The 12,043-nt window shown below is 62.3% G+C and carries 12 protein-coding genes and 2 pseudogenes; all 14 read left to right on the top strand.

The features are described from left to right. Positions 1 to 46 precede the first annotated feature (46 nt). The 14 genes and pseudogenes from V5B40_RS06655 (at position 47) to V5B40_RS06580 (ending at position 12,037) form a co-directional block, all read left to right on the top strand. Positions 47 to 728: pseudogene (locus V5B40_RS06655) on the top strand (heavy metal response regulator transcription factor). Positions 729 to 745: 17 nt separating this feature from the next. Further along, positions 746 to 2,146, top strand: a pseudogene (locus tag V5B40_RS25195) (heavy metal sensor histidine kinase). A gap of 319 nt (positions 2,147 to 2,465) precedes the next feature. Continuing rightward, complete coding sequence (locus V5B40_RS06635) at positions 2,466 to 2,894, top strand: MerR family DNA-binding protein (RefSeq protein ID WP_332353780.1); 429 nt, start codon at positions 2,466 to 2,468, stop codon at positions 2,892 to 2,894. A 60-nt stretch (positions 2,895 to 2,954) separates the two neighbouring features. Continuing rightward, positions 2,955 to 3,722: an HD-GYP domain-containing protein gene (locus tag V5B40_RS06630; protein ID WP_332353779.1), complete on the top strand. Its 768-nt coding sequence runs from the start codon at positions 2,955 to 2,957 to the stop codon at positions 3,720 to 3,722. Next, the gene (locus V5B40_RS06625) at positions 3,719 to 4,066 is read left to right on the top strand and encodes a DUF2933 domain-containing protein (RefSeq protein WP_332353778.1); all 348 of its coding nucleotides are present in this window, start codon (positions 3,719 to 3,721) and stop codon (positions 4,064 to 4,066) included. Before V5B40_RS06630 ends, V5B40_RS06625 begins: the two co-directional genes overlap by 4 nt. Next, on the top strand, positions 4,063 to 4,743 hold the full coding sequence (locus V5B40_RS06620) for a methyltransferase family protein (RefSeq protein ID WP_291984691.1): 681 nt from the start codon (positions 4,063 to 4,065) through the stop codon (positions 4,741 to 4,743). The genes V5B40_RS06625 and V5B40_RS06620 overlap by 4 nt, the downstream gene beginning before the upstream one ends. Beyond that, entirely contained in the window at positions 4,740 to 5,105 is a 366-nt protein-coding gene (locus V5B40_RS06615; protein WP_332353777.1) for a c-type cytochrome, read from the top strand. The genes V5B40_RS06620 and V5B40_RS06615 overlap by 4 nt, the downstream gene beginning before the upstream one ends. A gap of 77 nt (positions 5,106 to 5,182) precedes the next feature. Further along, the gene (locus V5B40_RS06610; RefSeq protein ID WP_332353776.1) at positions 5,183 to 6,172 is read left to right on the top strand and encodes a YncE family protein; all 990 of its coding nucleotides are present in this window, start codon (positions 5,183 to 5,185) and stop codon (positions 6,170 to 6,172) included. A 71-nt stretch (positions 6,173 to 6,243) separates the two neighbouring features. Then, positions 6,244 to 8,676: a heavy metal translocating P-type ATPase gene (locus V5B40_RS06605; protein WP_332353775.1), complete on the top strand. Its 2,433-nt coding sequence runs from the start codon at positions 6,244 to 6,246 to the stop codon at positions 8,674 to 8,676. 16 nt (positions 8,677 to 8,692) lie between these two features. After that, complete coding sequence (locus V5B40_RS06600) at positions 8,693 to 9,181, top strand: YHS domain-containing protein (protein WP_291984699.1); 489 nt, start codon at positions 8,693 to 8,695, stop codon at positions 9,179 to 9,181. Positions 9,182 to 9,402: 221 nt separating this feature from the next. Next, positions 9,403 to 9,780: a hypothetical protein gene (locus V5B40_RS06595; RefSeq protein WP_291984701.1), complete on the top strand. Its 378-nt coding sequence runs from the start codon at positions 9,403 to 9,405 to the stop codon at positions 9,778 to 9,780. A gap of 32 nt (positions 9,781 to 9,812) precedes the next feature. After that, positions 9,813 to 10,940, top strand: a complete 1,128-nt coding sequence (locus V5B40_RS06590) for an NAD(P)/FAD-dependent oxidoreductase (RefSeq protein ID WP_332353774.1) — start codon at positions 9,813 to 9,815, stop codon at positions 10,938 to 10,940. A gap of 100 nt (positions 10,941 to 11,040) precedes the next feature. Beyond that, entirely contained in the window at positions 11,041 to 11,223 is a 183-nt protein-coding gene (locus V5B40_RS06585; RefSeq protein ID WP_332353773.1) for a YHS domain-containing protein, read from the top strand. A gap of 163 nt (positions 11,224 to 11,386) precedes the next feature. After that, complete coding sequence (locus V5B40_RS06580; RefSeq protein ID WP_332353772.1) at positions 11,387 to 12,037, top strand: class I SAM-dependent methyltransferase; 651 nt, start codon at positions 11,387 to 11,389, stop codon at positions 12,035 to 12,037. Positions 12,038 to 12,043: the final 6 nt, after the last annotated feature.

Genomic DNA, 12,043 nt, shown 5'->3' with positions numbered 1-12,043 from the left:
GCAAGCAGGCACAATCTTCGCAAATTCTCAGCATGGGGCGACGCACATGAAGATCCTGATTGTCGAAGATGAGCCAAAAACGGGCGATTACCTGCGCAAAGGCCTGCTCGAGGCGGGTTTCGTCGTCGATCTCGCGCGCGATGGTCTCGATGGCCTGCACCTGGCGCTGACCGGTGATTACGACCTGATCGTGCTCGATGTCATGCTGCCCTCGCTGGACGGTTGGGGGGTGCTCAAAACGGTGCGCCGTAGCGGCCATGAGATGCCGGTACTCTTCCTCACCGCACGCGACGGGGTGGAAGACCGGGTACGCGGGACTGGAACTGGGCGCGGACGACTATCTCGTCAAGCCCTTTGCCTTTTCCGAGCTCCTGGCGCGTGTCCGCACGCTGTTGCGGCGCGGCCGATCGCAGGAGATCGATACGCTGCGGGCCGCAGATCTGGAGCTGGATCTGTTGCGCCGCCGCGTCAGCCGCGCGGGCGTACGCATCGATCTCACGGCCAAGGAATTCGCGCTGCTCGAGTTGCTCCTGCGCCGTCAGGGTCAGGTGTTGCCGCGCTCACTGATCGCTTCGCAGGTGTGGGACATGAACTTCGACAGCGATACCAACGTAATCGATGTCGCAGTGCGTCGCTTGCGTGCCAAGGTGGATGAACCCTTCGAGCTGAAGCTGATCCGCACCGTGCGCGGCATGGGCTACGTGCTCGAAATTCCGGAAGGCCCCTGAGCGTGCGAGGGTGGCCGATGTCGCTGACCACGCGTCTGGCGCTGCTCTTCGCGCTGCTCACGGCCACCCTGTTGATAGTCGTCGTGCTGGTACAGGGAGCTGCCGTCGAAGGCCATCTTCGCGAGCTCGACGATCAGGAACTGTCGGGCAAGGTGACTCTGATCAAGAACCTCTTGCACCGCGCCGAGCCGTACAGAACCTGCGGCAACGGCTTGACGATGCCTTCATCGGGCACGATGCGTTGGCGGTGGTGTACGTGACGCCGAAGGCACAGTGGTCTATGCGATCCGCCCGGAGATTCTTCGGCGAAAAGCAGCTTGGCCGAGGACGCAGTTACCGGATGTAACCCCGACGCTTTGGGATAAGGGTGGCAAGCAATACCTTGGGCTGGAAACCACCGTCGAGGCGCTCGATTTCTGGTCGCAGGCCGACTCGCTTGCGGGCTCTGGTGGGACTCGATGTCTCGCATCAGGTGCTCTTTCCTCCAACAGGTGCGCAAGCGCCTGTGGATCGACATCTACTTTGGCGGTGATCGTCGCTGCCTTGTTCGCCCTGTTCGCCGCCCATCGCGGACTGGCGCCGCTGCGTCGCGTGACGGCCACCGCACGCAACTTGTCGGCCGAACATCTCGGCGAGCGTCTTGCCGAGCGCGACGCACCGACCGAGGTGCGTGCGATCTGGTGATCGCCTTCAACGACATGCTGGAACGACTGGACTCATCATTTCGCCGCCTGTCCGATTTCTCCGCCGATATCGCCCACGAATTGCGCACACCCGTCTCGAACCTGATGACTCAGACCGAGGTTGCGCTGTCGCACACCCGGAGTCCGGACGAGTACCGGGAGGTCCTCGCGTCCAACCTGGAAGAGTACGAACGCATTGCGCGGATGGTTAGCGACATGCTGTTTATTGCCCAGGCAGAGGAGGGGCGCCTACCGAAAGCGACGCTCGAAGCGGTCAATCTGGCCGATGAGGGACGGGCACTGATCGATTTCTACGAAGCGCTGGCTGATGAGAAAGGTGTGCAGATCGTTATCGCCGGGGAGGCGAGTGTCACCGCTGATCGCCTGATGATACGTCGCGCGCTTTCCAACCTGCTGTCGAATGCACTTCGTCACTCACTAACCGGAAGCTCCGTCGAGATCTCGATCGCCAACCGGGCCAGCTTGGCGACACTGGCAGTGAAGAATTACGGCGATACGATACCGTCCGACCAGTTGTCGCAGATCTTCGAGCGCTTCCATCGCGCAAGTCCAGAGCGACACCGCCACGGAGAGAGCGCCGGACTGGGGCTGGCCATCACACGCAGCATCATCGAGATGCACGGCGGTCATATCGAGGTGACATCCGAAGCAGGTGTCACGATCTTCATTCTACATCTGCCGCTAGCCGCAGCAGTCTCTCCCGCGAACACCTGAGCAGTCGGTCGTTTCCTCTGGATTAGTTGCGCGCCAGACAGCAGCCATGGCGACGCCTACCCCCGCAGGTGACTGAACCGTAATCCGGCGGTCATCTTTTCGTGGGGACCCGGCTGGCACCATACGCAAAGGGAAAAGATTGTGCAAAGCGGGAAACCCAGCTCGCCAGGCAGATGCAGGACATGCGCGAATATCTGTTGCTCGCAGAGTCAAAGATAGCAGAGGCTGACGAACAATGCCTCCTTCTGGCGACCACTCTCTTCGCTGAAAAAGCCCCTTGCGGGGCTGCTCATTGTTGGTTCTGGACAGGAGAAATATCGTGAAAGTCAGCGAGGTGGCGAATCTGGTGGGCGTTACACCGGATACCGTCCGCTATTACACAAGCATCGGGTTGCTGGTTCCAGCCATTGATCCTGACAACGGCTACCGTCGTTTCAAGGATACCGACGTCCATCGCCTGCGCTTTGTCTTGCGTGCCAAGCGTCTCGGTTTCCATCTGGATGAAATTGCCGAAATTCTCGGCATGTCCGCTCACGGCCGAACCCCGTGCCCGGTCGTCAGAGAGATCGTCCAGCGGCGCATCGTCGAAACTCGCGAACGCGTGGCCGAGATGCAGGCACTGCAGGCACGCCTGGAACAGGCGCTGACGCTGTGGGCAGAAATGCCCGACGGCGAGCCGGACGGTCACGCCGCCTGTGCGTTGATCGACGCGACTGGCGACGCGTGCCGATACCCGGCCGATGCTTGACCTGCGAGCGGCTCATGGGTCCAGGCTGGGTCTTCTTACAAGTCAAACGGTAACCGAAACATGGATATGAAGCGAGAAAGGAATGACGCTGATCTCCGCCCTACCAAGGGGGGCTGCGTCTTCTGTGGCGCCCTCAGCACGGGCCGCTCAGCCGCCCTCAGCAACCGTGGGTGCTACTGCGAAGCATGCTATCTGAAAAGCCGCAAGCAGGAAGCGAACGCGTCGGCGCACGCCTACGAGGGTTTCGCCGAGGCACTGGTCGCAGCACTCGACCTGCGTGAACACGAGACCGGCCTTCATTCAAAGAGGGTGGCCTGTCACACCCTGGTCCTGGCGCGCTGCTTCCTGTCCAGCCCCGAGCACCTGCGCGATGTGTACTGGGGTGCGCTGCTGCACGACGTGGGAAAGATCGGTATCCCGGATGCGGTATTGCTCAAGCGGGGGGCGCTCGACGAGGCAGAGTGGGCGGTCATGCGTACGCATCCCGAGGCTGGCTCGCGCATCCTGGCGCCTTTGCCTGCCCTCGCCGAAGCCGCCCGACTCGTCTTGTGTCACGAGGAGCGTTACGACGGCAGCGGCTACCCGGCCGGGCTACGTGGCAACGAGATTCCGCTTGGCGCGCGACTGTTCGCCGTCATCGACACGCTGGACGCGATGACTTCCGATCGCCCCTACCGGCGCGGCGTCGATTTCGACACCGCCAAAGCGGAGATTGAGCGGATGAGTGGCAGCCAGTTCGATCCGCTCGCCGTCGAGGCATTCATCCAGGAAGAAGCAACTCTCCGGAAAATGGTCGCGCTCAAGTGCGACGCGGCTCTAGTGCCATGAACGACACCAGCAACGAAATCGATCGACTCGCCAAGGAGAAAATTGTGAATACGCATGAGCATTCCGCCGACGAAACACCCCCCGCCTCGCCTGGCGCTGGCAAGAGCCAACGCGCCAAATGGGTATTCGGCGGCTTTGCCGCCGTCTCGCTGATTCTGCTCGCCGTCGAGCATCGCACCCACGTGCTTGCCTGGGTGCCATCCTGGTGGCCCTGGCTGTTCCTGCTTGCCTGTCCGCTGATGCATATCTTCATGCACGGCGGCCACGGCAGCCACGGCACTCACGGCACTCACGGCAATCACGATGCTCAAGGCGGCGTATCCAGCAAGGCCGACGACAAATGAGCGACTCGTCTTCTGCCTACGGCCTGTGGTCCCTGGTAATCATCAACTCTGCCGTATTCATCTTCTTCGCCTTCAGTTTCTTCAAGCCGCATAGCAAGCGCGACTGGCGAACACTGGGCATGTTTTCGGCATTCGTCGTCGCCCTGTTCACCGAGATGTATGGATTCCCGCTGACCATCTACCTGCTCTCCGGATGGCTGACGCAACAGTTTCCGGGCGTGGATTTCCTCCAGCACGACTCCGGTCACCTGCTGGAAGTGATGTTCGGCTGGCGATCGAACCCGCATTTCGGACCGTTCCATGTTCTGTCGATGGTCTTCATCGGTGGCGGCTTCTGGCTGCTCACTGCGGCGTGGCGCGTCCTCTACACAGCGCAGGCGAGTGGCGTGCTGGCCACCGCCGGACCCTACGCGCGGCTGCGCCATCCGCAGTACCTCGCTTTCATTCTGATCATGGTCGGTTTTCTGCTGCAATGGCCGACCCTGATCACCTTGACGATGTTCCCGATCATGCTCGTTGTCTACCTGCGCCTTGCACGCCGTGAGGAACGCGATGCGGCGGCAAGCTTCGGCGAAGCATGGGTGACTTATGCGCGGCGCACACCGGCCTTCCTGCCGCGTTGGCCCGTCGCTTCCGGGACCGCGCCAGTGGATTGGAAAGGCAAGGAACGTCCATGATGCGTGCCACGAACCCCGTGTTGGCAGGCCTGGGCGTTGCTGCGGCCGCATTGGCCGCTTTGGCCACAGAGCCCCGAGTAGCCGTGGCCGGCACTGCGACGGGCGAATCGACCTACCAGTCCAGTTGCGTCGCCTGCCACGGTGCGGATGGTGCCGGCGTGCTGCCCGGCGTCCCCGATCTGACCTCCACGGACGGCCCACTGGCTCTCGCCGACGCGGTGCTGGTCAAGCGTATCGCCGAAGGTTTCCAGAGCCCCGGATCGCCGATGGCGATGCCACCGCGGGGCGGCAACCCGGGCTTGAGCGACGAGGACATCAAGGCGGTTGTGCGTTACATGCGCCAGGAATTCGCCATCCGATGACACAACGAGCACTCGGACGCCATGATCAGGCGCACTAGGGCCTGACGAAAGCTGCTCTCACAAGAAAGGATATCACCATGAAACTCACCTTCAATCTGGCCGCAACGGCCATAGTCATGGCCCTCTCGGCGCAGTCCGCCTGGGCCGGCATGACCGTCTACATCCCGCTCGGCTCCGCCAACAAGGTCATTGCGGTCGACGCGGCGAGCAATCGCATCACCGCGACCTACGACGGCGTCGACAATCCGCACGGTCTGGTCGCCACCCCGGATGGCGAATACCTGGTCGCCGGCAGCCTGTCGGAGACCCCCTTGCCACAGGGTGCGCCGATCGATACGACGAACAGCAAGCTGGCAGTGATTCATCCCGCGCACGGCCACGTGATGTCGACCATCCCGGTGGCCGGCTGGACGCATCATCAGGCGATCACGCCCGATGGTCGCTACGTGCTGTCTACGCATCCCACGCGCGGCGGCATCAGCGTCGCTGATCTGACCGAGAACAAGGTCGTGCGTACGGTCGCCACCGGACCGGCGCCGAACTACGCCGCGGTGACCCCCGATGGCAAGCGGGTCTACGTCAGCAATAGCGGCAACGGCACGATCAGCGAGATCGATACCGCCGACTGGAAGGTCACACGCACGCTGGACGCCGGGGCGTCGCCCGAGCACATGCTGCTGGCACCCGACGGCAAGCGCCTGTACGTGGCCAACGCGCGCAGCGGCGCGGTCAGTGCGGTCTCACTTGAGACCGGCAAAGTCGAGCGCGAATACGAGATGGGCAAGCGCCTGCACGGGCTCGACATCAGCGATGACGGCCGCTGGCTCTTTGTCAGCCTGATCTCCGAGGACAAACTGGTGGCACTCGACCCGCAGACCGACGTGCGCCGCGTTTTACCGCTCGCGCCCGCGCCGTATCACCTCGGTGCCGTGCGCGGCACCGGCAAGCTCTACGTCTCCAGCCGCAAGGAACCGAAGATCTGGGTCGTGGACCAAACCTCGCTGGAAGTGCTGGACACCATCTCCTTACCTGGCGGCGAAGGACATCAGCTGGCAGTGGTGCCTTGAAGAAATAGCGCTTGACCTGTGAGCGACACACAGGTCGAAACTGCTAGCAGTACTACCTTGAAAGGACTGCCATGGACACGAAGACAAACGAGGCACGGTCGAGCGGGCACGAACATCATCATCACCAGCCCGAACATTCGCACGCCACCCACGACTTGCCCCCTGGTCATGATGCCGCCGGCGCCAAAACGGTAAAGGATCCGGTCTGCGGCATGTCCGTCACGCTTGGCGCCGGCAAGCCGAGCTTCGAGCACGACCGGAAGACCTGGCACTTCTGCTCGCAGAAATGCCGCGACAAGTTTGCTGCGGATCCTGCGCACTACCTGACTGGCGCGCACAAGAAACAAGCGGAGCAAGCGCCTCCAGCGCCCGCCGGCACGCAATACACCTGCCCGATGCACCCCGAAATCGTTCGCGATGCGCCCGGGGATTGCCCGAAATGCGGCATGGCTCTGGAGCCGATGGGGGTTCCGACCGGCGACGAAGGTCCCAATCCGGAGCTGGTCGATTTCAGGCGCCGGTTCTGGATCGGCGCCCTGTTGACCGTACCGCTGCTGGTACTGACCATGGGGCCCTTCCTGGGTCTGGGCTTCGTGCGCGATCTGCTCGGTGAGCGCACGGCGCAATGGGTCGAACTGGTGCTGAGTACGCCGGTGGTGCTGTGGGCCGGCTGGCCGTTCTTCGTTCGCGGCGTCAAGTCCGTCGTCAATCGCAGCCTCAACATGTTTACGCTGATCAGCCTGGGTGTTGGCTCGGCCTATTTGTTCAGCATCGTCGCGGTCCTGTTTCCGGACTTGTTCCCGGATGGCTTCCGCGATGCAGAGGGGCACGTCGGCGTTTACTTCGAGGCCGGCGCGGTCATCGTCGTCCTGGTCCTGCTCGGCCAGGTGATGGAGCTGGGCGCACGCGAGCGCACCGGTTCGGCGATCCGCGCGCTGCTCGACCTCGCCGCCAAGACGGCGCGCGTGATCCGTGCCGACGGGCGCGAGGAGGAAATCCCGCTCGAGGAAGTCGTCGTTGGCGACCACGTGCGGGTGCGCCCCGGCGACAAGGTGCCGGTCGATGGTGTCGTAGCGGAAGGCCATTCGTCGATCGATGAGTCGATGATCTCGGGCGAACCGGTACCCGTCGAAAAGATCGCTGGCGACACGGTGACCGGTGCGACGATCAACGGCACCGGGTCGTTGATCATCGAAGCGAAGCGGGTCGGAGGCGACACGGTACTTAGCCAGATCGTCGAAATGGTCGCCAACGCGCAACGCTCGCGTGCCCCGATCCAGAAGCTCGCCGACTCGGTCGCCGGCAAGTTCGTTCCGGTGGTAATCGGCATCGCCATCCTGGCGTTCATCGCCTGGGCAATCTGGGGACCGGCACCAGCGCTGTCCTATGGTCTGGTGGCGGCGGTGGCCGTTCTGATCATCGCTTGCCCTTGCGCATTGGGCCTGGCGACGCCGATGTCGATCATGACCGCCACGGGGCGGGGTGCGCAGGCCGGTGTGCTGATCAAGAACGCCGAGGCGCTGGAGCGCTTCGCCAAGGTGGACACGCTGATCGTCGACAAGACCGGCACACTGACGGTGGGCAAGCCGAAGCTGGTAGCCGTGCTGCCCGCTGCCGGGCATGAGGAGGTCGAGGTGCTGCGCCTTGCCGCCAGCCTCGAACGTGGCTCTGAACACCCGCTGGCCGAGGCCATCGTCAGGGGAGCCGAGGAACGCGACATCGAACTGGCCAAGGCCGACAGGTTCGAGGCGCTCACCGGCAAGGGTGTGAAGGGCGTCGTCGACGGCCAGGCGGTCGCCCTGGGCAATGCCGCACTTCTCACCGAACTGGGCCTGGATGGCGGCACGTCCAGTGCTTTCGTCGAGGCGGCTAACGCTCGCCGTGACGAGGGTGAGACCGTGATGTTCATCCTGATTGGTGCAGAAATCGCAGGCCTGGTAAGCGTCGCCGACCCGGTCAAGGAGAGCACACCCGAAGCACTCAAGGCGCTGCACGCCGAGGGTCTGACAATCATCATGGCCACTGGCGACAACGAACGCACGGCGCGTGCCGTCGCCGGCCGCCTGGGCATCGACGAAATCCGTGCCGACGTATTGCCCGCGGACAAGGCACGCATCATCAAGGAGTTGCAGGCCAAAGGCCACAAGGTGGCGATGGCCGGCGACGGGGTCAACGATGCACCGGCACTGGCGCAGGCCGACGTCGGTATCGCCATGGGTACCGGCGCCGACGTGGCCATCGAGAGCGCCGGCTTCACCTTGGTAAAGGGTGACCTCAACGGCATCGTGCGGGCACGGCGTCTAGCCCGGGCGACCATGCGCAACATCAAACAGAACCTGTTCTTTGCCCTGGTCTACAACGCCGCCGGGGTCCCGGTCGCCGCTGGCGTGCTGTATCCCTTCCTGGGCATCCTGGTGTCACCGATCTTTGCCGCCGCGGCAATGAGTCTGTCGTCGGTCTCGGTGATCGGCAACGCCTTGCGGCTGCGCAGGACCTCTATCTGACTTGAGGGAGAAAACGATGCCCATAGAAACCAAAGTAGAAGACGTGGTGTGCGACATGATGGTCGAGCCGGATAGCTATCGCTTCCACTATCGTGGGAGAGACTATGCGTTCTGCTCAGCGCAGTGTCGCGAGCGTTTCGAGGCCCATCCGCACTTGTATGTCGGCACACCGGGTCATCCCGCGCCCAAGAAACAGGGGGTGGTTGTGTTGAAGCAACGACGGTTCGTCGTGGATAGGGCGCTCGATGAGACTCAGGCAAAGCACCTGCAAGCAGAAATCAACGCCATGATGGGCATCAAATCCTTGGAAGTGAGCGGTGCGGAAGTCGTGGTGACCTACGATCTGCTGCAGGCGACTGCTTCACAAATTGAAGCGGAGCTCGAGAAAGCCGGGGCACACCTCGGTAACGGCTGGGGAGAGAATTTGCGCCGCGGGTTCATCCATTACACAGAAGAGTGCGAGATCGACAACCTGCAGGTTAGTCCATCCGCAGGATGCCACTGATGAGTTATCAAATCGCCAGGTCACCAGGATTCTTTCGCCTCGAGAGATTGCTCGGCAGGTGTCCTCCACTTGATCTCCGGCCTGTGGGTGCCGCAGATCTTGGCCGCGACCGCGAATAGCCCGTCATGGTTGCTGTGGCTACCAATGCACGACAGCTGCAAGAAATAGCGGGATAGTCCCGGATCGCATTTGCCATCGGAAACAATGCAAAGGAGAAACACATGGAATGGATAACTCAAAACTGGTTGTTGATTGCGGGTGGCATCGGCATCTTCATGCTCATGCGTTGGGGGGGGATGGGCTGCGGCGGCCACAGTGGCGGAAATCATCATCGCGGCGCAGGTGACGGGGGGCAGCATGATGACAAAGCCCACGGCAGTCATGGCGGCGCAGCGGCCGAAGCGACGCTACCCGCCACAGACCCGGTCAGCGGTCGCTCGGTGGATCCGCTCCAGGCCATCGCGTCGATCTATCGCGGAACCCCCGTCTATTTTGAGTCGCGCGAAAACCGTGATCGCTTTGAAGCGTCGCCCGACCAGTATCCGACCGTGCAGGCGGCAAAGCCGGCAGAACCCGGTCGCCGGCATGGCTGCTGCTGAACGAGGCGCTCTTCGGCAACCAGCAATCGCGAATGCTACTTGACGAAAACGACCCGCGAATGACAGAGAACGCAACCTCCAGAAGGATTGCCGCGACGAACAAGGAGTTCGCGCCAATCGAGATCGTGGGCGCCGGACCCGCCGGTCTGGCTGCCGCGATCACGCTTGCGCGGGGCGGCAGGAAGGTCGTGCTGCATGAGGCTCAGCGTGAGGTCGGCCATCGCTTCCAAGGTGATCTCCAGGGCCTTGAGAACTGGTCTGGTAAGCGCGACGTCCTCGATGTCCTGCGGGCTGCTGGCATTACGACCGATTTCGCAATGACGCCGTGCACCCACGGTATCGGCTTCGATGCCTGGGACCGCCGCTACCCTCTGCGCAGTTCAGCGCCGATCTTGTATCTCGTGGAGCGCGGCCCGGGCCGCGGCAGCCTCGACCGGGCGCTACTCGATCAGGCCCTCTCGCTGGGGGTCGAGCTGCGTTTCGGCAGCCGCAAGGACCAATTGCACGGCACGGGTATCCTGGCCACCGGTCCGCGCACGGCCAGCGCCATCGCGGTCGGGTACCACTTCGAGACATCCTTGGCAAACGGCTTTTGGGTGATCCTCGACGATGCACTCGCGCCGGGTGGCTACGCCTATCTGCTGGTGATGGGCGGCCGTGGCACGGTCAAAAGCTGCATGTTCAAGGGTTTTGCCGAACAACGCACTTACGTCCAGCGCACCGTCGACCGCTTCCGCGGTCTGCTCGGTTTCGCGATGCAGGATGCGCGTTTCCACGGCGGCGCGGGCAATTTCTTCGTGCCGACAACGGCTCGCCGTGGCCGCCACCTGGTGGCCGGCGAGCAGGCAGGATTTCAGGACGCGTTTGCCGGTTTCGGCATGCGATACGCGATCCTGTCGGGCGTGATGGCAGCGCGCAGCATGCTGGAACACACCGACTACGACGGCTCATGGCAGCGTGAGATGAAGGGCCCGATCGACACTGGCGCATTGAATCGTGCGATCTACGACCGCCTCGGCAACCATGGCTATCGCTGGCTGCTGCGCGCACAGGCGCGGATCAGCGACACCACGACGTTCCTGCGCTGGCTCTATGGCCCATCGCACCTGCGACGCCTGCTACGGCCCTGGGCCCAGCGGCGCCTGCTAGATGCCGGCTAACCGCCTCGACCGCGCGACACGCTAACACAGCAGCATCGCCACAACACGCAAGTTATGGCGGCTTCATACACCCATTTCAACGCAACGCAAGGAGAAGATGATGAACAGGAATGACAGCAAAGCAGTACAAAGAAAGCGCGAAGACCGCGATCCAGTCTGCGGCCAGCGCATCAACCGCAACAAGGCGCACATCACCATTCAGTACAAAGGCAATGAATACCTGCTTTGCTGCCCAATCTGTCAGGCGGAGTTCGAGCGCGATCCGGAGCGCTATCTGCAGTGAGCGTCGATGGTGGCGCGATCTCGGTACGGGCTTGTTCAGGCAACAGGACCGATGTGCAGCCGGCGCCACTTGCTTTCCGAGTGTCCGCTGCTTGCGCGTTCTCGGCCGTCGCGCCACCTATCTGGTACCGCCGAGCCGGGCACCGGACCAGCTGGAAGCTGCGATGACGCTCAACAAAGGTGAAACTCGGGATCTCTATCGCCGACGCGCGAAACGATATGACTTGTCAATCCAGCTTTATCGGCTTTTTGGATTCGCGATGGACCAGTACCGGCAGGACGCGATATTGGCACTTGGCCTTGCTCCTGGAGATCATGTCGTTGAACTGGGCTGCGGGACCGGTCTCAATTTCGAGTACGTGCAGCGGATCATCGGTCCCGAGGGAAAGATCGTTGCTGTGGACCTCACCGATGCGATGCTGGATGTCGCCAGATGTCGAGTCGCCAGAGAGCGCTGGACGAACGTAGAGATCGTGCAGGCTGACCTTGCCAAATGGCAATTTCCCGCCGGTGTTTCGGCTGTGTATTCGACGTTTGCAATTACCTTGGTACCCGAGTACGACGCGATCATCGAGAGGGCGAGCCGTGCGCTGAGGCCAGGAGGAAATCTGGCGGTCTTGGATATGAAGGAACCTGAGTGTTGGCCCGCATGGCTGGTCAAGCTTGCGGTGTGGCTGAACAAACCATTCGGTGTAAGCCTGGATTTGGCTGATCGCCATCCCTGGGATTCCATCGAACGGTATTTGAGGAAAACCGATTACAGGGAATACTACTTTGGCGCCATCTATGTCTGTGCGGGTAGAAAAGACGCTTGAGACAGA

The organism is Candidatus Accumulibacter meliphilus, from assembly GCF_036625345.1.
Classification (GTDB): domain Bacteria; phylum Pseudomonadota; class Gammaproteobacteria; order Burkholderiales; family Rhodocyclaceae; genus Accumulibacter; species Accumulibacter meliphilus.
This window is presented reverse-complemented; position numbering and strand designations above follow the sequence as displayed.